General features: G+C 61.5%; 24 protein-coding genes. 11 read left to right on the forward strand and 13 right to left on the reverse strand.

All coding sequences use genetic code 11. The features are described from left to right. Positions 1 to 13: 13 nt before the first annotated feature. The 6 genes from AC13QO_RS13830 to AC13QO_RS13855 all read right to left on the reverse strand — a co-directional run bounded on the left by AC13QO_RS13830 (position 14) and on the right by AC13QO_RS13855 (position 6,066). A complete protein-coding gene (locus AC13QO_RS13830; protein WP_085778104.1) occupies positions 14 to 595 on the reverse strand; it encodes an NAD(P)H-dependent oxidoreductase in 582 nt (193 codons plus the stop codon). Further along, a complete protein-coding gene (locus AC13QO_RS13835) occupies positions 592 to 2,001 on the reverse strand; it encodes an FAD-binding oxidoreductase (protein ID WP_285195456.1) in 1,410 nt (469 codons plus the stop codon). Before AC13QO_RS13835 ends, AC13QO_RS13830 begins: the two co-directional genes overlap by 4 nt. Position 2,002: 1 nt before the next feature. Then, positions 2,003 to 3,316: a cytosine deaminase gene (locus AC13QO_RS13840; RefSeq protein ID WP_285195455.1), complete on the reverse strand. Its 1,314-nt coding sequence runs from the start codon at positions 3,314 to 3,316 to the stop codon at positions 2,003 to 2,005. Continuing rightward, on the reverse strand, positions 3,316 to 4,158 hold the full coding sequence (locus AC13QO_RS13845) for an ABC transporter permease (protein WP_183703176.1): 843 nt from the start codon (positions 4,156 to 4,158) through the stop codon (positions 3,316 to 3,318). The genes AC13QO_RS13840 and AC13QO_RS13845 overlap by 1 nt, the downstream gene beginning before the upstream one ends. After that, entirely contained in the window at positions 4,155 to 4,982 is an 828-nt protein-coding gene (locus AC13QO_RS13850; RefSeq protein WP_285195454.1) for an ABC transporter ATP-binding protein, read from the reverse strand. The genes AC13QO_RS13845 and AC13QO_RS13850 overlap by 4 nt, the downstream gene beginning before the upstream one ends. Positions 4,983 to 5,049: 67 nt before the next feature. Beyond that, complete coding sequence (locus AC13QO_RS13855; protein ID WP_488540886.1) at positions 5,050 to 6,066, reverse strand: ABC transporter substrate-binding protein; 1,017 nt, start codon at positions 6,064 to 6,066, stop codon at positions 5,050 to 5,052. Between the two features lie 182 nt (positions 6,067 to 6,248). On the opposite strand from AC13QO_RS13855, the gene AC13QO_RS13860 reads away from it, so the two are divergent. Beyond that, complete coding sequence (locus AC13QO_RS13860) at positions 6,249 to 7,199, forward strand: LysR family transcriptional regulator (RefSeq protein ID WP_085778110.1); 951 nt, start codon at positions 6,249 to 6,251, stop codon at positions 7,197 to 7,199. Between the two features lie 9 nt (positions 7,200 to 7,208). Here the strand turns inward: AC13QO_RS13860 and AC13QO_RS13865 are convergent, their stop codons facing one another. Continuing rightward, positions 7,209 to 8,006 carry a creatininase family protein gene (locus AC13QO_RS13865; RefSeq protein WP_488540887.1) on the reverse strand — a complete coding sequence of 266 codons (798 nt, stop codon included), beginning with the start codon at positions 8,004 to 8,006 and terminating at the stop codon, positions 7,209 to 7,211. Between the two features lie 232 nt (positions 8,007 to 8,238). Between AC13QO_RS13865 and AC13QO_RS13870 the strand changes: the two genes are divergently transcribed. Next, positions 8,239 to 8,718, forward strand: coding sequence for a DUF2938 domain-containing protein (locus AC13QO_RS13870; RefSeq protein ID WP_488540888.1), 480 nt, complete (start codon positions 8,239 to 8,241; stop codon positions 8,716 to 8,718). Positions 8,719 to 8,888: 170 nt separating this feature from the next. On the opposite strand, the gene AC13QO_RS13875 is transcribed toward AC13QO_RS13870, so the two are convergent. Genes AC13QO_RS13875 through AC13QO_RS13885 form a run of 3 tightly spaced genes read right to left on the reverse strand, consistent with a single transcriptional unit; the run spans position 8,889 to position 11,880 of the window. After that, on the reverse strand, positions 8,889 to 9,530 hold the full coding sequence (locus tag AC13QO_RS13875) for a ThuA domain-containing protein (RefSeq protein ID WP_488540889.1): 642 nt from the start codon (positions 9,528 to 9,530) through the stop codon (positions 8,889 to 8,891). 17 nt (positions 9,531 to 9,547) lie between these two features. Further along, positions 9,548 to 10,648 (reverse strand): Gfo/Idh/MocA family protein, encoded by a 1,101-nt coding sequence (locus AC13QO_RS13880; protein ID WP_488540890.1) that lies wholly within the window; start codon positions 10,646 to 10,648, stop codon positions 9,548 to 9,550. Positions 10,649 to 10,680: 32 nt separating this feature from the next. After that, positions 10,681 to 11,880: an ROK family protein gene (locus AC13QO_RS13885; protein ID WP_488540891.1), complete on the reverse strand. Its 1,200-nt coding sequence runs from the start codon at positions 11,878 to 11,880 to the stop codon at positions 10,681 to 10,683. Positions 11,881 to 12,078: 198 nt separating this feature from the next. Here AC13QO_RS13885 and AC13QO_RS13890 point away from each other — a divergent pair, with 198 nt between their 5' ends. The 4 genes from AC13QO_RS13890 (at position 12,079) to AC13QO_RS13905 (ending at position 16,341) form a co-directional block, all read left to right on the forward strand. Continuing rightward, a complete protein-coding gene (locus AC13QO_RS13890) occupies positions 12,079 to 13,383 on the forward strand; it encodes an extracellular solute-binding protein (RefSeq protein ID WP_488540892.1) in 1,305 nt (434 codons plus the stop codon). Positions 13,384 to 13,464: 81 nt separating this feature from the next. Then, the gene (locus AC13QO_RS13895) at positions 13,465 to 14,403 is read left to right on the forward strand and encodes a carbohydrate ABC transporter permease (protein WP_285195445.1); all 939 of its coding nucleotides are present in this window, start codon (positions 13,465 to 13,467) and stop codon (positions 14,401 to 14,403) included. After that, entirely contained in the window at positions 14,396 to 15,244 is an 849-nt protein-coding gene (locus AC13QO_RS13900) for a carbohydrate ABC transporter permease (RefSeq protein ID WP_097598546.1), read from the forward strand. Before AC13QO_RS13895 ends, AC13QO_RS13900 begins: the two co-directional genes overlap by 8 nt. 23 nt (positions 15,245 to 15,267) lie before the next feature. Further along, positions 15,268 to 16,341 carry an ABC transporter ATP-binding protein gene (locus AC13QO_RS13905; protein WP_488540893.1) on the forward strand — a complete coding sequence of 358 codons (1,074 nt, stop codon included), beginning with the start codon at positions 15,268 to 15,270 and terminating at the stop codon, positions 16,339 to 16,341. A gap of 424 nt (positions 16,342 to 16,765) precedes the next feature. On the opposite strand, the gene kdgD is transcribed toward AC13QO_RS13905, so the two are convergent. The 3 genes from kdgD to AC13QO_RS13920 form a co-directional block, all read right to left on the reverse strand. Next, positions 16,766 to 17,692, reverse strand: coding sequence for a 5-dehydro-4-deoxyglucarate dehydratase (kdgD, locus tag AC13QO_RS13910; protein WP_488540894.1), 927 nt, complete (start codon positions 17,690 to 17,692; stop codon positions 16,766 to 16,768). Positions 17,693 to 17,724: 32 nt separating this feature from the next. Continuing rightward, positions 17,725 to 18,699, reverse strand: a complete 975-nt coding sequence (locus AC13QO_RS13915; protein WP_488540895.1) for a mannonate dehydratase — start codon at positions 18,697 to 18,699, stop codon at positions 17,725 to 17,727. 64 nt (positions 18,700 to 18,763) lie between these two features. Beyond that, a complete protein-coding gene (locus AC13QO_RS13920; protein WP_085778122.1) occupies positions 18,764 to 19,474 on the reverse strand; it encodes a FadR/GntR family transcriptional regulator in 711 nt (236 codons plus the stop codon). 132 nt (positions 19,475 to 19,606) lie between these two features. On the opposite strand from AC13QO_RS13920, the gene AC13QO_RS13925 reads away from it, so the two are divergent. Genes AC13QO_RS13925 through AC13QO_RS13945 form a run of 5 tightly spaced genes read left to right on the forward strand, consistent with a single transcriptional unit; the run spans position 19,607 to position 24,737 of the window. After that, on the forward strand, positions 19,607 to 21,202 hold the full coding sequence (locus AC13QO_RS13925) for an ABC transporter substrate-binding protein (protein WP_488540896.1): 1,596 nt from the start codon (positions 19,607 to 19,609) through the stop codon (positions 21,200 to 21,202). 20 nt (positions 21,203 to 21,222) lie between these two features. After that, positions 21,223 to 22,251: an ABC transporter permease gene (locus AC13QO_RS13930; RefSeq protein WP_285195439.1), complete on the forward strand. Its 1,029-nt coding sequence runs from the start codon at positions 21,223 to 21,225 to the stop codon at positions 22,249 to 22,251. An 11-nt stretch (positions 22,252 to 22,262) separates the two neighbouring features. Beyond that, positions 22,263 to 23,165 carry an ABC transporter permease gene (locus AC13QO_RS13935; RefSeq protein ID WP_085780064.1) on the forward strand — a complete coding sequence of 301 codons (903 nt, stop codon included), beginning with the start codon at positions 22,263 to 22,265 and terminating at the stop codon, positions 23,163 to 23,165. Beyond that, positions 23,152 to 23,997, forward strand: a complete 846-nt coding sequence (locus AC13QO_RS13940; RefSeq protein WP_085778125.1) for an ABC transporter ATP-binding protein — start codon at positions 23,152 to 23,154, stop codon at positions 23,995 to 23,997. The genes AC13QO_RS13935 and AC13QO_RS13940 overlap by 14 nt, the downstream gene beginning before the upstream one ends. After that, positions 23,994 to 24,737 carry an ABC transporter ATP-binding protein gene (locus tag AC13QO_RS13945; RefSeq protein ID WP_488540897.1) on the forward strand — a complete coding sequence of 248 codons (744 nt, stop codon included), beginning with the start codon at positions 23,994 to 23,996 and terminating at the stop codon, positions 24,735 to 24,737. Before AC13QO_RS13940 ends, AC13QO_RS13945 begins: the two co-directional genes overlap by 4 nt. Positions 24,738 to 24,756 lie beyond the last annotated feature (19 nt).

The following is a 24,756-nucleotide window of genomic DNA, read 5'->3' on the forward strand; positions in this document are numbered from 1 at the left end:
CGCGGCCGGAGGTTCAGTAGCGCTCCATGGCGTTTTTCACCTTCTCCAGAAACCGCGTCCGGGTTTCCTCAGTGCAGTTGTTCATGTCGTAGTGGGCAAGAAAGGAGACCGGCCGTAGCGGGTTGATCTGGGCTCGCAGCACACGCTTGACGATCTTCTTCGGCGGGTTGCCGGCCACGAAGGCACGGAACGGCGTTGCGCCATAAGTCAGAACGGCGGCAAGCTTCCTGATATGGCGCAGCCGCGATTCCACCTTGCCGTCGACCAGTTCGAACGAGACGCCGGGAAGCCAGACGCGATCGAAATAGCCCTTCAATATTGCCGGGAAGCCAAAATTCCAGATCGGCGTGACCAGCACCAGCCCTTCGGCCCGCTTCAGCCGCTCGACATAGGATTTCACCAGCGCGATATTGTCGGGGTAGTCGTGATAGGCGAGCCGGTCATGCCGGGAGAGAACGGGATCGAAATTCTCGGCGTAGAGATCGCATCCGTCCACGTCATGGCCGGCTTTGCGCAGGCTTTCCAGCGTCTGCTTATAGAGCGCTTTGCCGTAGCTTTCCTCCACCGGATGCGAATGCAGCACGAGCACCCTCATGAGGCCTCCATGAGGCCCGCAAGGCCGGGGAAGAGATAGTTCTTGCCGGCATTGAAATCGAAGTCCGGGTTCTCCCAGGCGATCATCTTGCCGGGATTCAGAAGCCCTTTCGGATCGGTTTCGTGCTTGAAGGCAAGCTGTACCTTGTCGGTGCGCTTCATGCCGCCTTCCTCGAGCGTGTAGCGGTGCGGGTTGAAGATCGGGCAGCCGTGATCCTGGTGGATCCGGATGATTTCTTCAAGGCGCTCTTCCGTGGTATAGCGCACCAGCGGAAGGCCGGAGCACTGGATCTGCCCGTCGAATTTGATGAATTCGAGATGGCCGGGAACCTCGTCGCCGAAGATCTCCACCATCTTGGCAACCTTGGCCACGTGATCCGGCCCGGGGTACTGAACCTGCAGATAGGTGAACCCAGGATCGACCTTCAGCGCCCGCAGCGTCGTGTGGTTCCAGGCAAGTTCATAGGCATGCGGGATGCCCTTCATGCTCTCGACCTTGTCGGAGCGGAAGATCACTTCGCCCTTATGGGCCGAGGTGAAGGCCAGGAAGGCGTCCATCGCATGCGGCGCGATCATCAGCACCACCACCGACTGCCCCTTGCGGATATAGGGCTTGTGGCGGGTGAAATAGTCGTACGGGATCGGCGCGGCGATCGGGGCGATCTCCTTGACGAGGATGCCGTTGCATTTGGCAAGCGCATCGGAGAAGCGCACGGCAGCCATGAAGTCGTCATAGCCGACGAGAACGTCCACCCAATCATAGGCAGGCGCCAGCGGCATTTCGATCTCGGTGATGACGCCGTTGGTGCCATAAGCGTGACTGACCTTCTGCAGGTCCCAGCCGGTGAGATCGAGCACGCGCGGCTCGGCCTCCATGGTGACGACGCGCAGGCGCAGAATATTGCCGAGATCGCGCAAGCCGCCCCAGGTGATCGAGCCGACGCCGCCGGAGCCGCCGGCGATGAAGCCGCCGACCGTCGCCATCTGCGCCGTCGAGGGATGGAACCGCAGTTCCTGGCCGGAATGAGCTTTGGTCTGCTTGTCGAGCTGGGCGATGATGATGCCCGGCTCGCAGATCACCCGGCCGGGATGAATTTCCTTGATCTTGTCCATGGCGACAAGGTTCAGCACGATCCCGCCGGAAAGCGGCATCGCCTGGCCGTAATTGCCGGTGCCGCCGCCGCGCGGCGTGACCGGCACGCCATGCGCGAAGGCGACCTTCAGCGTCCGGATGACCTCTTCTTCGTTTTTCGGCGTGACGACGAGATCGGCCGTCACATTGTCAAGCTGCGCCTTCAGGATCGGCGAATACCAGTAGAAGTCACGGCTCTTCTGGCGCACCAGCGCCGGATTGTCTTCTATGGCGATGCCTTCGAGTTCCTTTTTGATTGTCTGATAATCCGGCATGTCAGGCTCCAACGACGCTGTCGAGTTCACGATAGTCCGGCAGGCTGCGGTCGATCACCTTGCCGCGTCGAAGGACGACGCGGTCGGACTGCGGACGGGAAAGAAATTCGCTCCAGCGCCTGGCGCTGAAGAGCACGAGATCGGCAGCAGTGCCGACGGCGATGCGACCCATATCCGAGCGGCCGAGAATATCGGCGGGCGAGGTGGTGACAACCCGTGCGGCCGTATCCAGCGGATGGTCGAGATGCAGGATGCGGACCGCCTCGCGGAACACTTCCACCGGGTCGAGATCGCCATAGGCATAAAACGGGTCGCGGGTATTGTCGGAGGCGACAGCCGTTGCGACGCCGGCTGCCGCCAGTTCGTGGAAAAGTGTGACGCCGCGCCAGCGCGGTGTGCGGCCGGAATAGCGGTCCTGCAGATACGTGTTGCACATCGGCAGCGAGACGATGGCGAGACGGGCCTCTGCGACGAGATCGACCGTGCGTTTTGCCGTCTCCTCGTCCTGGCGGGCGAGCGAGCAGCAATGGCCGGCCGTCACCTTGCCGCCGAAGCGGTTGCGCAGCACGGCTTGCGCGATCGCCTTCAGGGTCTCCGCAGCCGGATCGTCGGTCTCGTCGACATGAAGGTCGACATCGAGGCCATTATCAGCCGCAGCCCTGAACAACATGTCGAGCTGGCTGTCGAGATCGCCGCTCATACGGGTGACGCCGCCGATCAGCCCGCCCTTTTCGCGGACCACAGTGACGAGATCGGCGAAATAGGCGGCGTCCGCCATGTTTTCCATCGGAAACAGCGCCACCGCCTGTAAGGCGATCCTGTCCTTCCAGACATCGCGCATTTCGGCAAAGACCTCGAATGAAATGCGGTGCTGCGGCGCAAGGGAATCGAGATGGGTTCGAATGAGGCTGGTGCCGTGTGCGTAGGCGCAGCGCAGGGAGAACTCCATCCGCTTCTTGACGTCGGCGGCCGACCAGTTTGCCTCGCGGTCTGCGCGCACGGCCTCCAATGCCCCCGGGAACGTGCCGTCCGGATTGGCGTTGCGCGGCCAGATGTGGCCCTTGTCGAGATGCGTATGCATGTCGGCGAAGCAGGGCCAGACCATGCCTTCCTTGAGGTCGGATTTCGCAATTTCGGCGGGCGCTCCGCCGGGCGGCAACAGGGCGGAAATCACACCGTCGGCGATGACGATATCGGCCCGCACGAGCCCCTCGACGGCAGGTGCGTCATAACCGGTGACGGCAGCTGCAGGCAGAGTCGCATTGCTCAGCACGAAGCGGCCGGCATTGGGCGGTGAGATGAAGGAATAGGTCATCAGTTTTCCCGTTTCAGGCTGCTCTCGTGCCAGCGGTGCAGGGCAAGCCACGAAATGAAGGAGGTGACGGCGAAGATCGCCACGCCGAGCAGCGAGAGCATCAGCAGCGCCGCAAAGAGGCGCGGAATATTGAGCCGGTATTGCGCTTCGAGGAGCCGGAAGGCGAGGCCAGAGCCGGCGCCCGCCGAGCCCGCGGCAAACTCGGCGACGACGGCTGCAATCAACGCCAGGCCGCCGCCGATCCTGAGACCGGTCATGAAATAGGGTTGGGCGGCCGGCAGCTTGAGAAAGAGCAGCGTCTGCCAGCGCGAGGCGCCGTAGAGCTCGAACAGGTTGATGAGATTATGGTCGACGCTTTTCAGCCCCTGCACCATATTCGAAAGGATCGGGAAAAACGCCACGAGGAAGGCGCAGATCAGCAGCGCCACCTGTGTCGACGGCGCATAGATCAGGATGAGCGGCGAGATCGCCACGATCGGGGTGACTTGAAGAATGACCGCGAGCGGATAGAAGGCGAGTTCTATCCAGCGCGATTGCACAAGGAAGATCGCAAAGCCGACGCCGCCGACGAGCGCCAGCATCAGCGATACCAGCGTGATCTTGGTGGTGACCCAGAGGGCAGGGGCAAGCGTGCCCCAATCGGTCACGAAGGCACTTGCGACCGCGGCCGGGCCCGGCAGGATATAGGGCGGCACGCCGGACAGTCTGACATAGGCAGACCAGATCAGGATCAGCGCCGCGATCACCAGCAGGGGGATCAAGATGCGCAACGCCAGATCGCGGCTCCGGGCGCTTGCAGTGGTTTTGACAAGCAGCGGCGCTGCGGCCGGTTCGTCACTCATCGATGGTCCTCCACCGCGTTGATCGCCCCGATCAGCGAATGCGAGACCGTCTCGCAAGCTCTGCGGTATTCTTCCGAAGTGCGGTAATGGGCGTCGCGTTCCAGGCTGGTCGTCAGCGGCAGATCGGCATGCACGCGCCCGGGCCTTGCCTTCATCACGACGATGCGGTTCGAGAGATAAGCGGATTCGAAGACCGAATGAGTGACGAAGATGACGGTGATGCCGGTCACCTTCCAGAGGCGCAGCACGTCGTCGTTCAGCCTCTGGCGGGTGATCTCATCAAGCGCCGCGAAGGGCTCATCCATCAACAGGAGCTTCGGCCTGGTCACGAGCGCCCGGGCGATCGACACACGCATCTTCATGCCGCCGGAGAGTTCGCGCGGATAGGCGCTGGCGAAATCCTGAAGCCCGACGGTGCTCAACGTCTCCAGGATTCGATCGTGCGCCGCAGCCTTCGAAACATGTTTCAGCTTCAGCGGCAGATGGACGTTATCGAAGACGGTCTTCCAGGGCATCAGCGTCGGCTCCTGAAAGACGAAGCTGATATCGCCCTCGGGGAGACCCTTGGAGTTGACGCGCGAACTCGGCCAGTCGATCGCGCCCGAGGTCACATTGCCGAGGCCGGCAATGATGCGCAGCGCGGTGGATTTGCCGCAGCCGGATGGACCGAGCAGACTGATGAACTCACCGCTTTCCACGGTCAGCGACATCTTCGAAAGGGCTACGGTTCCGCTGGAGAAGACTTTCGAAACCGATTGCATGACGACCAGCGGCCGCTTGCGCATCTCTTTCGGTGATAGGGCCTGAGCTTCTGCTGGGGGCATTGCCTGTCTCGTTCATGCAGGGGAATGATCCGCCGTGTCGGCGGCGGATCGCAGGCGGGTCTGCGGCTTACTTCTTCATCGCCATTCCGGTGCCTTTGCAGACGAATTTCGTCGTGAAGGCCTTGGTGTAATCCGTCTCCGGCTTGAACACCTTGATCGCTACCATTTCGTCGAAGAAGGCCTTGTAATGCGCCTCGGTCAGGCAGCCGATGCCCTTGTCGAGGCTGTCGCCGGATTCAATGATGCCGTATTCCTTCATCTTGGCGATGGAGTAGGCGATCTGACCATCCGTCATTTCGGGATTGTCCTTCTTGATCAACTCATTGGCCTTGGCGTTGTCGCCGTAGAGATAGTGGTACCAGCCTTCGATCGAGGCATCGACGAAGCGCTGGACGACATCCGGCTTGCTGTCGATCATCGCCTGTGTGGTGGTGATCATCGTCGAATAGGGAGAGTAGCCGTTGTCGGCGAGCAGGAAGACTTTCGGCTCGAATCCGGCCTGCTTCTGGATCTCGTAGGGTTCCGAGGTAAGGTAGCCCTGCTGCGCCGAATCCTTGTCGGCAAGGAAGGGCGCCGGGCTGAAATTATACGGCTTGTACTGCTCGTCCCTGAAGCCTTTGAAGTTCGCCTTCATCCACTCGAAATAAGTGAGATAGCCGTCCTTGCCGAGGAAAAGCGTCTTGAGCTTCGCGAGATCTTCGAATTTCTCGATGCCGGCATCGGGATGTGCGATCAGCACCTGCGGATCCTTCTGGAAGATTGCAGCGACATCGACGAGCGGAATACCCTGCTCGACGGCCGAAATCTCGCCTTGGGGGCCGCCCATGTAGAAGTCGATCTTGCCGGAGATCAGAAGTGCGCTGTTGGCCGCATTGGGACCACCTTGCACGATCGTGACGTCGAGGCCGTGTTTGGCGTAGGTGCCGTCGGCGACCGCCTGGTAAAAGCCCCCATGCTCGGCTTGCGCCAGCCAGTTCGTGCCATAGCTGACTTTGTCGGCCGCCTGAGCGGACGTCACGGAGGCGACCATGCCGCCAAGACCGGCCAATGCGGAAAAGACCCTGTTCTTCATTGTCATGGGCATGATCAACGTTCCCCTTCTGAATTCGCAGCCGTTGCGGCGGCGTCCGATTTTCTTCATAGGAGCCGTTGCTTTGCTCTTTGAAAAGCATCAAATTTCGTGCGCAATGATGCCTTTTCGGCATCTCACCGAAAGCCTGTGCCTAATTTACGCTGCGTGCTTGATTTTTGTGCAACGAGGTTCTGATGCTGCACTCCAGAAAGCTTCTCTATATCAACGAGATCGCGCGATCGGGCTCGATCCGCAAGGCGGCGGCACGGCTGAATGTGGCGTCTTCGGCGATCAACCGGCAGATTCTCGCGCTGGAAGAGGAAATGGGCGCGCCGCTGTTCGAGCGCCTGCCGCGCGGGCTGCGACTGACCGCCGCCGGCGAGCTCTGCATCGAACATATTCGCGAGGTGCTGAAGAATTACGAACGGCTGGAGGGTCGCATCCGCAGCCTGAAGATGCAGCAGGCGGGCAAGGTCCGGCTGGTGACGACGGTTGGCCTTGCGGCAGGGCCGCTTCCGGAAATCATCGCGCGGTTCCAGTCGGAACATCCGCGCGTCTTCATGCAATTGCGCAACGACGCCGGCACGATGACGGTCAACCCGGTGCTTTCAGGCGAGGTCGATATCGGTCTCGGCTTCAATATCCCGGCAACGCCCGGCATCCGCACTCTCGGCAATTTCGACATACCGATCGGCGTGGTCCTGCCGCCCGGCCACCATCTGATCGGCCCCGGCCCGATCAACCTTGCCGATATCGTCCAGGAGCGCCTGGTGCTGGCGCAGCAGGGGACGAGCCTGCGCGACGTGATCAATCTGGCCCTGGCGCGCCTCGACGTGCATGTCGAACCGGTGCTCGAAACCAATGCCTCGGAGATGCTGAAGAAACTGGTCAAATCGGGGGCAGGGCTGACGATCCTGAACCCGCTTGATGTCATCACCGAATGCCGGCAGGGCGAACTGGTCTTCCGGCCGATCGCCGAGCCGCATGCGCGCCACCAGCCGATGAAGCTCTTTGCCCGCGCCCGCGCGCCGCTCGATTCCGCCACCAGCCTGTTCGTCGAGTATCTCCTGGCCGAACTGGCCGGCCTGGTGCAGGAGCTGCAGGCCAAGGGTCATATCGCGGCCTATGCTTCCGCCGCGATGTGAGCCACCGTCTTACTTCGAATAGAGATTGGAAAGCGGGTAACGCTTCAGGTCATAGAGCAGCTCTACGAAGCCCTTGACCTGATGGCGGCAGATCGCTTCGCCCTTTTCGCCCGTCCCGAGCGACGCGTCGCCGACGACGCCGTAGGGATTGAGGTCGTGGGCGATCCAGGCGAGCGAATGCGGCGGCAGCGGCTGAAGGTATTTCGATTGCCCGCGCATCCATTCCGCCTTGGAGCTGAAATTCTGCGCCTTCTCCATCCGCACCAGATCAGGCCGGAAATGCAGCATCAGCGAAGTTTCCACCTCGCCGCCATGGATGCCGTATTTCAGCTCATGCTCGCCGATCATGCCGTCCGGATGGCCGAAGCGGCCCCATTGCGTGGAGACGACGGCCATGGCGTAGCGCACGCGCAGCTCGCGCGCCACGATGCTCATGATATCGACATTGCCGCCATGCGAATTGACGATCACCATCTTGCGGATGCCGGCTTCGGCAACCTTGGCGCCGATCGCGGTCCAGACCGGAATGAGCAGTTCGGCGCCGAGCGACAAGGTTCCCGGGCCGTAAATATGTTCATTGGCCTTGCCGATTTCTTGCGTCGGCAGCACCAGGCAATCGAGATCCTCCGGCTTCTGCTTCCGCAACTCAGCGAGCATGCCATTGGCGATTGCGACGTCGGTGGCAACAGGCAGATGCGGCCCGTGCTGCTCGGTCGAGGCGATCGGCAGAACGGCGATGGTGGTGTCGGGAGACAAGCCGGCGAAGTCGTCGCTGACCAATTCGTTCCAGTAAAATGGCAGTGTCATTGCCGTTCGCCTCTCATTGCCGTTCGAGACTGTGAGTAGGGAATAACGCTACCTGCGAAAAGCATCAATTTGCGGCCGCGCCGATGCCTTTTTGCGAATGATGGAGCAGCGGCCCCATCGAGGGCGCCTCTTGGCCGCAATGTCTCCGCGAATGTCTTGCCGAAACCATTGCGCAAGCGCGTCCGCAATGGTTCTCTGGCGCTTCTGTCACAACGCTCTCCGGTGATTCCCGATGTTCGATATTTTGTGGCGCGGCCTGGCGATCGGCGCCGGCGCAACCATCCTTATGGACCTCTGGGCAATTGTGCTCGCCAAGGTCTTCGGTCAGCCGCCAGCCAATTGGGCGCCGGTCGGCCGCTGGTTCTGGCATCTCGGCCGCGGCAAGGTCTTCCATGACAGTATCGCCGATGCTGCGCCTTATGCGAATGAACTCGCTCTCGGCTGGATCAGCCATTACGTCGTCGGCATCCTCTATGGGGTGATCTTTGCGCTCATCATGGGAGAGGGATGGTTCGCCGCACCGACATTTCTTCCCGCCTGGACCTTCGGCATCGTCACCGTTGGGGCAGGGTGGTTCCTGCTGCAGCCGGGCCTCGGCCTCGGCTGGGCTGCTACGAAACATCCAAAGCCGATGAAGGTGCGGTGTTTCAATCTGCTGGCGCATACGGTTTTTGCATTAGGACTTTACGGTACGGCGTTGATTTTGCGCTGAGATCGCCGCTTTCCCCTCACCCTAGCCCTCTCCCCGTAAACGGGGCGAGGGGACCTGCCTCGCGAGAGGTCGGAGAGGTTGCGGCATGGTCCCTTCGCCCCGCAAGCGGGGAGAAGGTGGCGGCAGCCGGATGAGGGGCAGGGCAAACCCACGAACCGAACAGCCCTATCTCACCGCGCCGCCCAATTCGCACCGCGCCGGAAGATCGTCTTCATCTCCGGCACGTCGAACTCTTTGGCCTGATGGCCGAGCGAGGAATAGAACACACGGCCCTTGCCGTATTTGCGTTTCCAGACGACGGGCATGACGACGCCGTCGATCCAGTAGGCGTGTTCGCCGGTGAACCTCGTCGTCGCCAGGACCTCGTTCGACGGGTCTACATGCATGTAATATTGCTCCGATATATAGGGGAAATCGGTAATCCCCTCCATCAGCGGATCGTCGGGGCGGGTGATGTTGACGGTATAGTCGATGATGTTGCCGGGATGGGCCACCCACTGACCGCCCATGATGAACTGGTAGTCGACGGAATCGCGGAAGGCATCGCCGGCGCCACCGTGATAGCCGGCGATGCCGACGCCGCTCTCGATCGCGGCAGCGAGGTTCTTGACCTCCTCCTTCTCGATCTTCGACATCGTCATGATCGGCACGACGAGGCTGAGATCGTGGACGGAGGGGTCGGCAAGCGCCTCTGTCCCGTGTTCGAGATAGACCTTGAAGCCGTCTTCCTCGAGCATGGTCTTGATGATTTCGGCGCATTCCTGCGGCTCGTGTCCGCTCCAGCCACCCCAGACGATCAGTGCTTCACGCATTCTCTTTCCTCCTGAAATTATTTCGCCAGCCGTCCGTCGACGATCGAATCGGACAAGGGGGCAGGGCGTTCGACCGCCGTGGTAATCGTCACCGTCCGGCCGGTCTCAGACGCTGTATGGAAGGCTTCCATGACTTCGAGCACATGCAGCGCCAGGTCGCCATTGGCGCGGTGCGGCCGGTTCGAGCGGATCGCATGCGCCATATCGGCGACGCCGAGCGAGCGGAAATTGCCTTCGGCATAGGGCGCTGTGACCGGCTGGTCCTCGAAGGCGCCGCCCTTCTTCAGATATTCGACCGGGCCGGCAAACTTGTTCGGATCGGGGACAATAAGCGTGCCCTCGGTTCCGTAGACTTCGAGCGGCACATGCTTATGGCCGGCGACGTCGAAGCTCATGGCGATCTGGACGACCGCGCCGTTGGCAAAAGCCATCATGCCGGCGACATGGGTCGGCACATGCACCGGAATTCGCTCGCCATTGCGCGGCTCGCTGGTAATCAGCCGTTCGGACCGCGGCGTCGTCGCAAAGCCGGCGACCTGTGATACCGGTCCGAGCAGATTGATAAGATCGGTGATGTAATAGGGACCCATGTCCAGCATCGGCCCGCCGCCGACTTCGTAAAAAAAAGCCGGGTTCGGATGCCAGCGCTCGTGCCCGGGGCACATGAAGGTCGCCGAACCGCCGACCGGCTGGCCGATGACGCCGTGATCGATCAGCGTGCGTGCCGTCTGGTGGCCGCCGCCGAGGAAGGTGTCGGGCGCCGCGCCGATGCGCAGATTGCGAGTGCGCGCCTCCTCGGCCAATTTTTTCCCTTCCGCGAAATTAATCCCGAGCGGCTTTTCCGAATAGGTATGCTTGCCGGCCTCGAGCGCCTGCAGCGCGACGGCGACATGGGCTTTCGGGATGGTCAGATTGACAATGATTTCGATTTTGGGGTCGGCGAAAAGCTCTTCGACTGATTTGACGGGAACGTTGAATTCGCGCGCCTTTGCCTCTGCGAGCTCCCGGTTGAGATCGGCAACGCCGCGGATATCGAGGATGGGAAAGGAGGCCATTGCTGTAAGATAGGCGCCCGAAATATTGCCGCATCCGATGATGCCGATACCGACTTTGTCCATGATTTCCTCCATTGATCTTGAGTGTGCGCTCCTCAGAGCGCCGGCCCGGTGGTGCTCCAGGGCGATTCGTAGAGTTCGTAGAGCGCCACGGCCGCGGCACCCTGCGCCCAGAAATCATCGCTCGAATCGTCGAAGACGAGTTCGCTGACGCCCCTCAGCGAGGGCGGGATGGCAAGCGCATAGGCGTCGCGCAGGCTGTTCAAGAAGGGGTCGCCGAGCGCCAGGCTGGAGCCGACGAGAATGACCCGCGGCGGCGCAAACAGCGTGACGATATTGGCGATGGTTAATCCGACAGCTTCGCCGGCGCGGATGGCAGAGGCGATCAGCCGGTCGTCGTCGGCCTTGATCAGCGCTTGGGCATGGGTCATGCCGCGCCCGAGGCGGATGGCTTCGGCAAAACGCCCGTCGGTCTGATGTTCGCCGAGGATGGCGCTTTCGCCGGCCTGACTGAAGAGCCGCACTGCGCCGTTCGGTCCCATGCCGAGGACAAGATCGCCGAGGTTATGGCTGAGACCGCCGGCGCCGCGAAACAGGCGGTTGCCGTGCAGCACGCCGAGACCGAGCGTCTGTTCCAGCGAAATCAGCACCATGTCCTCAAGATCGCGGGCCTTCCCGAACCAGTGGTGGCCGAGCGTGATGGCGTGGGCGTCGCTTTCGACGATGGTCGGCGTCGACAGCCGCGTCGACATCTCGGCGGCGAAATCGACATTGATGTCGCGAAAGATCGGGCTGCTTCTGATGTAACCGGTGCGGTGCTCGATAACGCCGGGAAAGCCGAGGCAGATGCTGTCGATATCTTCGAGCGACAGGCCGGCATCGACGACGCAGCGACGGACGCCGTCCTCGACGAGGTCGGCGATGACGCCGATCGGCTGCCGGTCGATGCGGATCGGCAAAGCCAGCTTCGACAGCACGTCGCCGCGGAAATTGGTGACGACGAACACCATGCGGCTGGCGGCGATCTTGCCGCCGACGACGCGGGCGGCGTCGGGATTGAGCTCCAGCGCCACGCGCGGCCTGCCGCGCACCGCCTCATTGCGGATATCGCCCTCATGCCGCGGCAAGATCAGCCCGTCATCGAGCAGCGAGGCGGTGATGGCCGAGACGGTTGTCGTCGACAGCTCCGTCCGCTCGCTGATTTCGATGCGCGAGATCGGGCCATGGCGCCGGATGGTATCGAGCACGTTCAAGCGATTGATCGCGCGCATCAATTCTGGATCTGCAGTCTTCATGAAAATGTGCCGGCAGTCGTTTGGTTGGCTGAAGCCAATATTTATAACGGGTTACGAATTAAATAGCAGGCAATTCCACAGAGCTGTCAAGCGAATTTGGCAAAAATTAATGCATCGGGTTGACATCCGACACAAGGTCCGCTGAATTAATCCGCATTGGGGAAAAATTGTGAGGATAGGTCCCCTGGGAGGAAGATCATGTATTTCATGCTGAAGAACGCCGGTCTCGGCGGCAGGCGCATTGTATCCATGGCCGCGGCAGCCGGCATGTTGCTGGCCGGAGCCGGGTCCGCCTCGGCGGCGACGGTGGTCAAGTGGCTGCATCTTGAAACCGATCCGAAGAACGTCGCCGCCTGGGAAGACATCGTCAAGAAATACGAAGCCCAGCATCCCGACGTCGACATCCAGATGCAGTTTCTCGAAAACGAGGCCTTCAAGGCCAAGCTTCCCACGCTGCTGCAGTCTGACGACGTGCCGGATTTCTTTTTCAGCTGGGGCGGCGGCGTCCTGAAGCAGCAGTCCGAGACCGGCGCGCTGCAGGATGTGACGGCAGCACTCGATGCCGATGGCGGCAAGCTGCGCAAGGCCTATACGCCCGCCTCGGTCGACGGCCTGACCTTCGACGGCAAGACCTGGGCGATCCCCTACAAGGTCGGCCTGGTGAGCTTCTTCTATAACAAGGCGCTGTTTGCCAAGGCAGGCGTCAAGGCCGAGGACATCAAGACCTGGACCGATTTTCTCGAGGCGGTGAAGAAGATCAAGGCGGCTGGTATCGTGCCGATCGCCGGCGGCGGGGGTGAGAAATGGCCGATCCACTTCTACTGGAGCTATCTCGTCATGCGCGAAGGCGGCCAGAAGGTCTTTGACGCGGCCAAGAAGGGCGAGGGCGAAGGCTTCCTCGATCCGGCCATCATCAAGGCCGGCGAAGATCTCGCCGAGCTCGGCAAGCTCGAACCTTTCCAGCCCGGCTATCTCGGCGCAACCTGGCCGCAGACGCTCGGCGTTTTCGGCGACGGCAAGGCAGCGATGATCCTCGGCTTCGAGGCGACCGAGGCCAACCAGCGCAAGAATGCCGGCGACGGCAAGGGGCTTTCGCCCGACAATATCGGCCGTTTCGTCTTCCCGACGGTTGAAGGCGGCGCCGGAAAGCCCACCGATACGCTTGGTGGCCTGAACGGCTGGGCGCTCACCAAGAAGGCCTCCAAGGAAGCGATCGATTTCCTCGCTTTCCTGACGAATGCGGACAACGAGCGGGCAATGGCCGAGGCCGGGATGCTCCTGCCTGTTGCCGTCGGCGCTGATGACGGCGTCGTCAACCCGCTGCTCGCCGAATCGGCCAAACAGCTTGCGGGTTCGACCTGGCATCAGAACTTCTTCGACCAGGATCTCGGTGCGGCCGTCGGCCGTGTCGTCAACGACGTCTCGGTGGAAATCGTCTCCGGACAGATGAATTCCAAGGACGGCGCCCAGATGATCCAGGATGCTTTCGAACTGGAACAATAACCAGCGCCAGCAGAACCTTCCGGCGCTCCTGCCAATCGGGAGCGCCGGCATCGCTGCCGACGAGATGCGAAAGCAGGAACCATGGCCAATATCTCAGTCCTATCGACACCGAGCGCCGCAAGGCCGGCAAGACGAGTTGCAAACCGGAAGAGCTCGGTCGCCCACGACCGCCTGACCGTGCTGTTGCTGTTTCTGCCACCGGCGCTGCTGCTCTTCACGCTCTTCGTCATCATGCCGATGGGCGAGGCGGCCTGGTACAGCCTCTATAAGTGGAACGGTTACGGCACGCCGACGGAGTTCATCGCGCTCCGCAATTTCCAGGTCCTGTTCCGCAACGCGGCGTTTACCCAGGCGCTGGTCAATAACGGCCTGATCATCGTCATCTCGATCTGCATCCAGGTGCCGCTCGCCATTTGGCTGGCCACCATGCTCGCCCACCGCATTCCCGGCGTCGTCGCTTACCGCCTGATCTTCTTCCTGCCCTATGTGCTTGCCGACGTTGCCGCAGGCCTTATCTGGCGCTTTGTCTATGATGGCGACTACGGCCTGTTTGCCGCCATTTCCAACTTCTTCGGTTTCGCCAATCCTTACGTGCTCGCCGACAAGGAGCTGGCGATCTATGCCATCCTCGGGGTCATCGTCTGGAAATATTTCGGCTTCCACATGATGCTGTTCATCGCCGGCCTGCAATCGGTCGACAAGAGCGTGCTGGAGGCGGCCGAGATCGACGGCGCCACCGGCTGGCAGAAATTCCGCTATGTCACGCTGCCGCTCCTCGGCTCCACCCTGCGCCTTTCAATCTTCTTCGCCGTCGTCGGCTCGCTGCAGCTCTTCGATATGATCATGCCGCTGACCGGCGGCGGGCCGTCGAACTCGACGCAGACGATGGTCACCTTCCTCTATACCTACGGTGTCATGCGCATGCAGGTGGGTCTGGGCAGCGCCGTCGGCGTGGTGCTCTTCATAATCTGCGTGACACTCGCCTTCGGTTACAAAAGGATCTTCATGCGCCATGACTGATATGAGCTCTTCCATCCGCATGAGGACATCCACCCGCATCTATCTCTACGTGTCGCTGAGCCTGATCGCGGCGATCGTGCTGGTGCCGCTGCTGACGACGGCGCTCGGCGGCTTCAAGACCCTGGGGGATCTCCGCACCAATCCCTTCGGACTGCCGACGGAATGGCAATGGGCCAACTATACCGACATTCTCTTCGGCGAGCGCTACTGGCTGCAGATCGGCAATTCGCTTGTAATCGCAGCACTGACCGTGCTCTTGACGCTGATCGTCTCGTCGATGGCGGCCTTCGCCTTTGCCCATGTGCGCTTCTTCGGATCGTCCTTCCTGCTCAACTATTTCCTGCTCGGGCTGATGTTTCCGGCCGCGACCGCGATCCTGCCGTTGTTCATCCGCATCCGCGATCTCGGCCTGCTCAATACCTATTGGGGCGTGGTGCTGCCGCAGGTGGCCTTCGGCCTCGGCATGAGCATCCTTTTGTTCCGGAACTATTTCCGCAACCTCCCGGAAGAATTGTTTCAGGCGGCCTTCGTCGACGGTTGCGGTTATATGAGATTCTTCTGGCATATCTCGCTGCCGCTCTCCCGCCCGATCGTCGCCACCGTCAGCATTATCTCCTTCGTCGGCAGCTGGAACAGCTACATCCTGCCGCTGATCATGCTGAACTCGGAATCCAAATATCCCTGGCCGCTCGGCATAATGGTCTATCGCGGTGAATTCGGCACGGAGTGGCAGCTGGTGCTGGCCTTCATCACCCTCACGATCCTTCCCACGATCATCGTTTTCTTTGTCGCCCAGAGACATATCATCGCCGGATTGACTGCCGGCGCCGTGAAGTCCTGAGCCGAACCGTTGGAGTTGCATCAATGGCATCCGTTGAACTGAAAGATGTAAACAAGGCCTACGGCGCCGTCGACGTCATCCACGGCATTTCGCTTCATATCGAGGATGGCGAATTCGTCGCGCTCGTCGGCCCGTCCGGCTGTGGGAAGTCGACGCTGCTGCGAATGATCGCCGGTCTCGAGGAAATCACCGACGGCGAGATTGCCATCGGCGGCAATGTCGTCAACGCCATGACGCCGCGCGAGCGCAACATCGCCATGGTCTTCCAGTCCTATGCGCTTTATCCGCATATGACGGTCGCCGAAAACATGGGTTTCAATCTGAGGCTCGCCGGCGTTGCCAAGCCGGAGATCGAGGCCCGCGTCGCTGAAGCGGCCCGCATGCTCGACCTCGCCAAACTGCTCGGCCGCAAGCCGGCGCAGCTTTCCGGCGGCCAGCGCCAGCGCGTCGCCATGGGCCGTGCCATCGTGCGCGATCCGGCCGTCTTCCTGTTCGACGAGCCCTTGTCCAACCTCGATGCGAAACTGCGCGTGCAGATGCGTTCCGAGATCAAGACGCTGCACCAGAAGGTCCGGACGACCTCGATCTATGTCACCCACGACCAGATCGAGGCAATGACGCTCGCCGACCGCATCGTCGTGCTCAATCATGGCAGGGTGGAGCAGGCGGGTACGCCGCTCGAACTTTACAAGAAGCCGGCCAATCTTTTCGTCGCCGCCTTCATCGGTTCGCCGGCGATGAATATGCTCGACGGCACGGTGGATGGCGAAAACGGTGAACCGGCTGCTCGTCTCGACGATGGCACTGCGATCCGCATCGCGCCCGACCGAAAGGTCAGGCGCGGCCAGGCCGTCACCATCGGCCTGCGCCCCGAGCATCTCGTTCCCGGCCTTTCGGCCGGCACGCCGCTCGCCGGCCGCACGATGCTGGTGGAACCCACAGGCGCCCAGACCCATGTGGTCTTCGATCTTGCCGGACAACAGGTGACGGCAGTCGTCGACGGCGAATACCCCGCCCGCTACGGCGCCGTGTTCGAGGCGAGCATCGCCAGCGACCAGGTGCATATTTTTGACCGCGGCACTGGTGTGGCGCTGTAGGTGAGGGCGGCTTTATCGTCAGTCGCTGCCTTCCACCATAACCCACTGGGTCGAGCCACTTGTCTCGACGCGGCTTCCGGGGATGTGCCTCAAAAGCTGGGAGTGAAGCGAAGAGGGTGCGGCATAATCCCTTCTCCCCAGCGGGGAGAAGGTGCCGGCAGGCGGATGAGGGGGCTACACAGCACACTTTTTCCTTAATCACACATCCCGCCACGCCGACGACAAATACCCTGAACTGTCGAATCGTCGCCGGTACGGACTAAGCTCGCATGGACACTATAGGAAAACCGGCTTCGCCGGCCCCCTCATCCGCCCTACGGGCACCTTCTCCCCGCTGGGGAGAAGAGGGAATCGCGAGGCTGCGGCATCTCCCATAGCCTCGGTTCAAGGGGCACGTCCAGGCACGTCCTCTATCACCAACCTGTTACTCCGTCGCAATCCGTTCCACACCATTTGCCTGGACGATCTTTTCCAGCAGCGCGAGCTCCTCCGGGGTGAGATCCGTCAGAGGCGGCCGCACCGGCCCAGGATTCTGGCCGAGCACCTCGAGGCCGGCCTTGATGATCGAAACGGCATAGCCCCGTTTGCGATTGCGCAGGGCGACAAAGGGGAAGAAGAAGCTCTTCAGGATCTCGTTGACGGTCGTCTGATCGCCGGTGCGCAACGCGCCATAGAAGCGCTGGGCCAGCGCCGGGACGAAGTTGAAGACGGCCGATGAATAGGTCGTTACGCCGGCGGCGAAATAGGCCTGGGCATAGACCTCATGGGTCGGCATGCCGCCGACATAGACGAGACGATCGCCGAGCCGCGTTGTGATCTCGATGACCTTGTCGACATCGCCGACGCCATCCTTGAAGCCGATCAGGTTCGGGCATTCCTCCGCGAGGCGCGCGATGCTGTCGGCCGTTAGAATGGCGTTGTCGCGGTTATAGACGATGACGCCGATGCCGACCGATCGGCAGACCGCCTTGACATGGGCGATCAGGCCGGCCTGTTCGGCAAACATCAGATAGGGCGGCAGAAGCAGCAATCCGTCGGCGCCGGCCTTTTCGGCCGCCTGTGCGATCTCGATGGCAAGCGACGTGCCGTAGCCGGTTCCCGAAATGATCGGCGTCCTGCCGGCCGAGGCCTTGGCGGCTTTGACGACCTCAGGGATCTCGCTCGGATTAAGGGAGAAGAATTCGCCGGTGCCGCCGGCGGCAAACAGCGCCGCGGCGTCGTAACCGGCAAGCCACTCGACGTGGCGGCGGTACTTCGCCTCGTCGAATTTCAGCTGATCGTCGAAATGGGTGACCGGAAACGAGAGCAGACCACTGCCGACGGCCTTCTTCAATTCAATCGGGTTCATCATCAAGTCCTATTCCATACGTGTTGAAAATCGTCTCAGGCGTTCTCGAGCATTTGCAGAAGTGCCGCGATGTAGCCGTAGCAGAAGGCAAATGCGGTGGCGGACGGATCCTGGCCGCTGACGGTCGGCACATGGTCGGGCATCAGCATGTATTTGTAGCCGACTTCCTTGTAGATCCTGGCCGAGCGGACCATGTCCATGTCGCCCTCGTCGGGGAAGGTCTCCATGAAGGACAGCTTGCCGCCGCGAATGTTGCGGAAGTGAACGTTGAAGATCTTGTTGCGCTCTCCGAACCAGCGAATGACGTCGTCGATCTCTTCGCGTGGATTTTCGAGCATCTCGCCGACCGATCCCTGGCAGAAATTGAGCCCGTGATAGGGGTTTTCGCGCATCTGCACGAATTTCTTCAGCCCTTCCACCGTGCCGAGCACGCGTGTGACGCCGCGATAGCCGGGCGGCGTGTAGGGGTCGTGCGGATGGCAGGCGAGCCGGACGCGATTGCTTTCGGCGACCGGCACGACGCGTTCGAGGAAATAATCGATCCGTTCCCAGTTTTCGTCCTCGGAGAGCACGCCGGCAAGGCCGGGGGCTGCCTGCTGATCGGTCTTCTCCCAGCGGAAGCTCGCATTCAGCGAGCCGCCGCGTCCCGGTTCATCGGGCGTGCGCGGAATGCCGATCAGGTTGAGATTGTACTTGACCGCCGGAATGCCGGCCGCCGCGACATCCTCGATCATCTGGCAGACCGCATCGATCTGCCGGTCGCGCTCAGGCCCGGCAAGCAGGATGTCGGGATAGGAAGCCTTCTCGATCGGCTGCGAGGGCAGGGGCAGCTGGATCATGTCGAGGATCAGACCGAAGCTCTCGACCTTGTCGCGATGGCGTTCAATATCGGCAAGCGTCCAGCTGCTCGGCTGTCCCGGCGGATCGGCGCTGATATGCTTCACCCCCAATTGCGCGAAGATCCGATAATAGTCATCGTCGCGCGCCGCCACCTGTGTTCCAAGATACATCAGAGACCTCTCCAAAACCAACAATGTCATATGACATAATATGAATCTTGGAGAGTGTCGAGCTCTATTGCTGTTCGGCGAGCATCCGATAACGCCGTTGGCTCGCCATTAGATGCGCGCGCATCGTCTGGCGCGCGCGGTCGGGATCCTGATCGGCGATGGCCGACAGGATTTCCACATGTTCGGCATGGACCTTCTGCAGATACTCGCGGTCATTGGCTTCCGGCAGCGTCGGAAACTGCCCGCGGGGGATGGCGCGCGGGCCGAAATGACGCAGCACGTCGACATAGAATCGATTGTTGGTGGCGGCCGCGATCGCCATGTGAAAGGCATAATCGGCCTCGACCGTCTGCTGTCCGCTTTCGATCATTTGCGCCATCCGGCGGTTGGCTTCGCGGATCGCCGCTTCCTGCTCGGCGGTGCGGCGATAGGCGGCAATCGCGGCCGCTTCACCCTCGGTAGCCATGCGGAACTCCAGCAATTCCAGGGTTTCCGGAATGCTTTTGATTTCCACCGGCGTCAGCGACATGACCGAATGAACTTTCGGATCGGCGACGAACACGCCCTTGCCCTGGATCGGCCGGACGAAACCCGCAGCCCTCAAATCCGCGATAGCCTCGCGCACGACGGTGCGGCTGACGCCGAAGGTCGATTCGAGCTGCGGCTCGGTCGGCAGCTGGTCGCCGACGCGCAATTTCCCTGTCTCGATTTGCGTTCGCAGCTGATCGATGACCTGCTGCGCCAGTCTTTGCCGACCACGGCCAAGTGTCGTCATTCTCGTTTCCCCATTTCCCTTGCCTCACGTCTTCCGCACGGGTCTTGCAAATCAAATTGGACTTCGATAAATCATAATACGACACACGGACGACATAATATGTCTCTTATAGTAATCTAGGGAGGAGTTACAATGAAGCATTTTTCGAAAGGCCTGTTCGTCGGCGCCGTCATCGGCGCCTTGACGATCGCTGCGCCGCTCTCGCACGCCGCCACGCCTAGGGATCAGCTGGTGATCGGGACATCACTGGCGCAGGTCCTGTCCCTCGATCCGCATCAGGCGACCGAAGGCAAGGCGGTCGAGATCATGTCGAACCTCTACGACCGTCTGGTCAACAGCACACCGGATGGCAAGATCGTGCCGCAGCTGGCCGAAAGCTGGAAGGTCGACGACAGGGGCATCACCTTCACGCTGCGTCAAGCCAATTTCGCCTCCGGCAATCCGGTGACGGCGAAGGACGTCGTCTATTCGCTGGGCCGGCTCCTGAAACTCGACCAGGCCGCCGCCGCCAACCTCAAACGCGTCGGCTACGACAAGACCAATGTCGACAAGCTCGTCACGGCAGTCGACGACAAGACGGTGCGCATCGATTTTTCCGGCCAGGTGACCGCCGAAATGCTGCTCTACCGGCTGACGACGTCGACCACCAGCGTCGTCGACAGCGTCGAAGTCGAGAAGCACGTCGCCGACAATGATTATGGCAATGCCTGGATGCGCACGCATTCGGCTGGTTCCGGCCCATTCACCCTGAACCGCTGGTCTCCGAACGAACTCGTGATCCTCGACGCCAACAAGGATTATGTCACCGGCGCTCCGAAGATGAAGCGCGTCATCGTCCGCCATGTTCCGGAAAGCCAGGTCGAGCGGCTGATGCTCGAGCGCGGCGACATCGATATCGCCAGCGCCATGACCGCCGCCGACCTCGCGACCTTCAAGGACAAGCAGGGCTTTACCATCCAGCGTATTCCGACAGGCGGTTTCTACGTGCTGTCGATGAATGCCGGCAACCAGTACCTGTCCAACCCGAAGGTGCGCGAGGCGATTGCTTATGGCATCGACTATAAGGGCATCGAGAAGACGATCATGGGTCCCTACGGGCGGGCGAGAAACGTTCCGGTTCCGGAGAATTTCGAATCTGCGATCCCGAACCCCGATTGGCATCTCGATGTCGAAAAGGCCAAGCAGCTGTTGGCCGAAGCAGGGTTCAAGGACGGCTTCTCGCTAACGCTGAAGACGATCGCACAGACGCCGCGCATCGACCTTGCCACCGCCATCCAGGCGTCGCTTGCCCAGGTCGGCATCAAGATCGACATCCAGCAGGGCAACGGCTCGGAAATCATCGCCGCCCATCGCGCCAGGGATTTCGATCTGCTGATCCCGCAGACCAGCGCCTATATGCCGAACGTGCTCGGCTCGATGGAGCAGTTCTCCTCCAATCCCGACAACTCGAAGGAGGCCAACAATGCCGGCAACTTCGTTTGGCGCTCGGCCTGGGACATTCCGGAGCTCACTGCTCTGACGGCGAAGGCATCGATGGAGCCGGACGCCAAGAGGCGCGGCGAGCTCTATGTCGAGATGCAGAAGATGTTCGTGGAACAAAAGCCGGCGGTGCTGCCGATGTTCGAACGCTTCGAGCCGATTGTCCTGTCGAGCAAGGTGCAAGGATATGTGGGGCATCCGACCCAGCTGACGCGTCTCGAGAACGTCACGAAGTCTGAAGCCCAGTAATCCTCCTGAGGCAGCCGGACATGAAGGAACTTTCTGTAGCCGAATTTGGCCGACGCCTGGCGCATTTGCTCGTCAGCCTGTTCATCCTCCTCTGTGTGACCTTCGTGATCGGCCGCGTCCTGCCTGCGGATCCCGTCGGCGCGATCGTCGGCGAACTCGCTGATCCCGCCGCCTATGCGGCGATGCGGACGCGGCTGGGGCTCGATCTGCCGATCTATCAGCAGTTCTTCCTCTATCTGAAGGGGCTCGCCCATGGTGATTTCGGCACGGCCGTGCTGACCGGCAATCCCGTCTCTTCGGACCTCGCCCAGGCCTTTCCGGCGACATTCGAACTGGCCACACTTGCCGTGATCATCTCGACCTTCGTCGGTGTCCCGCTCGGCCTGGTCGCGGCGCTGTTTCGCGACAGTGTGATCGACAAGGTAGCGCGCGTGGTCGCCCTCGTCGGTCATTCGATCCCGGTCTTCTGGTTCGGCATCGTCGGCCTCATCATCTTCTATGCCGGCCTGAACTGGGTCGGCGGGCCAGGCAGGATCGATGTGTTTTACGAAGGTCTCGTCACGCCGCAGACCGGGCTGCTGTTGGTCGACAGCCTCCTGCAGGGCGAGACGGAAATCTTCTGGAATGCCCTCGGCCATATCATCCTTCCGGCCATCATTCTCGCCTATGCCGCGATGGCCTACATCACGCGCATGACCCGCAGCTTCACGCTCGAGCAGTTGAGCCAGGATTACGTCATTGCGGCCCGCGCCAAGGGTGTGAGCCCCCTCGGCACGATCTGGCGCCATGTCCTGCCGAACATCGCCGTGCAGCTGATCACCATCCTGGCCATTTCCTACGGCGGATTGCTCGAGGGTGCCGTCGTGACGGAGATCGTCTTTTCCTGGCCGGGCATCGGCCAATACATGACGAATGCGCTGATGATCGGCGACATGAACGCCATCGTGGCCGGCACCATCATTGTGGGATTCATTTTCATGCTGTTGAACTTCCTCGCCGACGTCGCATACGCCATATTTGATCCGCGCATGCGGGAGGCGGCGCGATGAGCCCCAGCCCGATGAGCAATGTTATCGGCAGCGAGATCCGGATTCGTCCTCCAAGCGTTCCGAGCCGCATGGCGGCGTCGTTTGCGCGGGCCGGCCGCAAACTGGCTGCCGAGCCGCTTGGCCTTGCCGGTTTCGTCATCCTCGGCCTGCTTTGCCTGATAGCGATCTTCGCGCCGCTATTGGCGCCTTACGACCCGGTCATCCAATCGCTCGGTGACGCCCTGCAGCCGCCGAGCCTGGCGCATCCGGCCGGCACGGACGAGTTCGGTCGCGACATTCTGAGCCGCCTGATCTTCGGCACGCGCATCACCATCCAGACGGTGTTGTCGGTATCCCTGATCGTTGGGCCGATCGGACTGCTGATCGGCGTTGTCGCCGGATTCTTCGGCGGCAATACCGATGCGTTCCTGATGCGCGCCACCGATATCGTGCTGTCCTTCCCCTCGCTGATTCTGGCGCTCGCCTTTGCCGCCGCGCTGGGCGCTGGCCTGGGGACGGCAATCATCGCCATCTCGCTCACCGCCTGGCCGCCGATCGCAAGGCTTGCTCGCGCCGAGGCGCTTGTCGTCAGAAATGCCGATTACGTGGTGGCCGCCCGCCTTTACGGCGCTTCGCCGATGCGCATCCTGCTTCTCTATATCGCGCCTATGTGCATTCCATCGGTGATCGTTCGCCTGACCCTCAATATGGCGGGCATCATTCTGACGGCGGCGTCGCTCGGATTTCTCGGGCTTGGCGCCCAGCCGCCGGCGCCGGAATGGGGCGCGATGATTTCCAACGGCCGCAAGTTCATGCTCGATTATTGGTGGGTCGCGGTCATGCCCGGTATCGCCATCCTGCTGACGAGCCTTGCCTTCAACATCGCCGGAGATGCTCTGCGCGACATTCTGGATCCCCGCCATGCAAGATCGTGACCTCCAGCCGGTTCTTTCCGTCAAGTCGCTGAATGTCCGGTTCGGTCGAGGTGCCGTGCCGGCTGTCTCCAATGTCAGTTTCGATGTCGGCCGCGAACGGGTCGGGATCGTCGGAGAATCCGGTTCTGGCAAATCGACGACAGGGCGGGCAATCATGCGTCTTTTGCCACCGGCCGCGATCGTTTCTGCCGAGCGAATGGATCTCGCCGGCAGTCCGCTGTTGGCAAAAAGCGAGCGCCAGATGGGCGCGCTGCGCGGCAAGGATATCGCGCTGATCATGCAGGATCCGCGCTATTCCTTGAATCCGGTGCTGTCGATCGGCAAGCAGGTCGCCGAGGCCGCGCGCCTTCACCTCGGCCTCAGCGGCAACACCGCGCAGGATGCCGCCCGCGCCATGCTCGAGCGGGTGCGCATCACCGATCCCGAACGGGTGATGGCGCTTTATCCTCACCAGATCTCGGGCGGCATGGGCCAGCGCGTGATGATCGCCATGATGCTGCTGGCGCGGCCGAAGCTCGTGATCGCCGACGAACCGACCTCGGCTCTCGATGTCAGCGTGCGAAAGGATGTGCTGCTCCTGCTCGATGAACTGGTGCGCGAAAACAATTCGGGCCTGCTCCTGATCAGCCATGACATCCGCATGGTCGCAGCCTTCTGCGAGCGCATCATCGTCATGTATGCCGGAAGGATCGTCGAAACGCTGACCAGCCTTGAAGAGGCCCGCCATACCTATACGCGCGGGCTGATCGCGGCGTTGCCTGATCCGAAAAATCCGGTTCGTCGGCTTGCGGTTCTCGATAGGGCAAAACTCGATCTGGAGACGGCGCAATGATAAATATCCGCGACCTCGATGTTGTCTTCACCTCGGGCAAATCAAGCAACCATGTCGTCAAGGGCATTAGTTTTCAGGTGGGCAAGGGCGAGACGCTCGGCATTGTCGGCGAATCCGGCTGCGGCAAATCGACGGTGCTGCGCTGCCTCGCCGGCATGGAGCCCGGTTGGACCGGTCAGATCGAGCTGCGCGGCAAGCCGATCGGCAAGAAGCGCTCCCGCGAGGAACTGACCTCAGCCCAGATGGTGTTTCAGGATCCTTACGGATCCCTGCATCCGCGTCACCGCATCGGCACCGCGCTCGCCGAACCGCTGCGCGCTATGCGCCATGCCGACATCTGGACGAAGGTCGAGAGGGCGTTGATCCAGGTAGGCCTGCCGGCAAGCTTCGCCAACCGTTTCCCGCACGAACTTTCCGGCGGCCAGCGGCAGCGCGTGGCGATCGCCCGGGCGCTGATCCTGTCGCCGCCTATCCTGCTCCTCGACGAGCCGACATCGGCGCTCGACGTCTCCGTCCAGGCCGAAATCCTCAACCTGCTTGCCGACCAGCGCGAGGAGAAGGGATTGACCTATCTGCTCGTCAGTCACGACCTAGCAGTGATCGCCCATATGTGCGACCGGGTGCTGATCATGAAGAACGGCGGCTTCGTCGACGAAATCACAAAGGCGGATCTGCAGGCCGGCACGACGCATGATGCCTATGCGCAGGAGCTTTTCGAGGCGAGCTTCATGGAGACTTGATGGGGTCGTTGCGCAGCCG

Source organism: Rhizobium sp. CNPSo 3670 (genome assembly GCF_057784555.1).

Bases quoted from the DNA above. Each gene is read 5' to 3' on its own strand.
- AC13QO_RS13830 (WP_085778104.1), bottom strand. From the start codon at position 595: ATGAGGGTGCTCGTGCTGCATTCGCATCCGGTGGAGGAAAGCTACGGC.
- AC13QO_RS13835 (WP_285195456.1), bottom strand. From the start codon at position 2,001: ATGCCGGATTATCAGACAATCAAAAAGGAACTCGAAGGCATCGCCATA.
- AC13QO_RS13840 (WP_285195455.1), bottom strand. From the start codon at position 3,316: ATGACCTATTCCTTCATCTCACCGCCCAATGCCGGCCGCTTCGTGCTG.
- AC13QO_RS13845 (WP_183703176.1), bottom strand. From the start codon at position 4,158: ATGAGTGACGAACCGGCCGCAGCGCCGCTGCTTGTCAAAACCACTGCA.
- AC13QO_RS13850 (WP_285195454.1), bottom strand. From the start codon at position 4,982: ATGCCCCCAGCAGAAGCTCAGGCCCTATCACCGAAAGAGATGCGCAAG.
- AC13QO_RS13855 (WP_488540886.1), bottom strand. From the start codon at position 6,066: ATGCCCATGACAATGAAGAACAGGGTCTTTTCCGCATTGGCCGGTCTT.
- AC13QO_RS13860 (WP_085778110.1), top strand. From the start codon at position 6,249: ATGCTGCACTCCAGAAAGCTTCTCTATATCAACGAGATCGCGCGATCG.
- AC13QO_RS13865 (WP_488540887.1), bottom strand. From the start codon at position 8,006: ATGACACTGCCATTTTACTGGAACGAATTGGTCAGCGACGACTTCGCC.
- AC13QO_RS13870 (WP_488540888.1), top strand. From the start codon at position 8,239: ATGTTCGATATTTTGTGGCGCGGCCTGGCGATCGGCGCCGGCGCAACC.
- AC13QO_RS13875 (WP_488540889.1), bottom strand. From the start codon at position 9,530: ATGCGTGAAGCACTGATCGTCTGGGGTGGCTGGAGCGGACACGAGCCG.
- AC13QO_RS13880 (WP_488540890.1), bottom strand. From the start codon at position 10,648: ATGGACAAAGTCGGTATCGGCATCATCGGATGCGGCAATATTTCGGGC.
- AC13QO_RS13885 (WP_488540891.1), bottom strand. From the start codon at position 11,880: ATGAAGACTGCAGATCCAGAATTGATGCGCGCGATCAATCGCTTGAAC.
- AC13QO_RS13890 (WP_488540892.1), top strand. From the start codon at position 12,079: ATGTATTTCATGCTGAAGAACGCCGGTCTCGGCGGCAGGCGCATTGTA.
- AC13QO_RS13895 (WP_285195445.1), top strand. From the start codon at position 13,465: ATGGCCAATATCTCAGTCCTATCGACACCGAGCGCCGCAAGGCCGGCA.
- AC13QO_RS13900 (WP_097598546.1), top strand. From the start codon at position 14,396: ATGACTGATATGAGCTCTTCCATCCGCATGAGGACATCCACCCGCATC.
- AC13QO_RS13905 (WP_488540893.1), top strand. From the start codon at position 15,268: ATGGCATCCGTTGAACTGAAAGATGTAAACAAGGCCTACGGCGCCGTC.
- kdgD (WP_488540894.1), bottom strand. From the start codon at position 17,692: ATGATGAACCCGATTGAATTGAAGAAGGCCGTCGGCAGTGGTCTGCTC.
- AC13QO_RS13915 (WP_488540895.1), bottom strand. From the start codon at position 18,699: ATGTATCTTGGAACACAGGTGGCGGCGCGCGACGATGACTATTATCGG.
- AC13QO_RS13920 (WP_085778122.1), bottom strand. From the start codon at position 19,474: ATGACGACACTTGGCCGTGGTCGGCAAAGACTGGCGCAGCAGGTCATC.
- AC13QO_RS13925 (WP_488540896.1), top strand. From the start codon at position 19,607: ATGAAGCATTTTTCGAAAGGCCTGTTCGTCGGCGCCGTCATCGGCGCC.
- AC13QO_RS13930 (WP_285195439.1), top strand. From the start codon at position 21,223: ATGAAGGAACTTTCTGTAGCCGAATTTGGCCGACGCCTGGCGCATTTG.
- AC13QO_RS13935 (WP_085780064.1), top strand. From the start codon at position 22,263: ATGAGCAATGTTATCGGCAGCGAGATCCGGATTCGTCCTCCAAGCGTT.
- AC13QO_RS13940 (WP_085778125.1), top strand. From the start codon at position 23,152: ATGCAAGATCGTGACCTCCAGCCGGTTCTTTCCGTCAAGTCGCTGAAT.
- AC13QO_RS13945 (WP_488540897.1), top strand. From the start codon at position 23,994: ATGATAAATATCCGCGACCTCGATGTTGTCTTCACCTCGGGCAAATCA.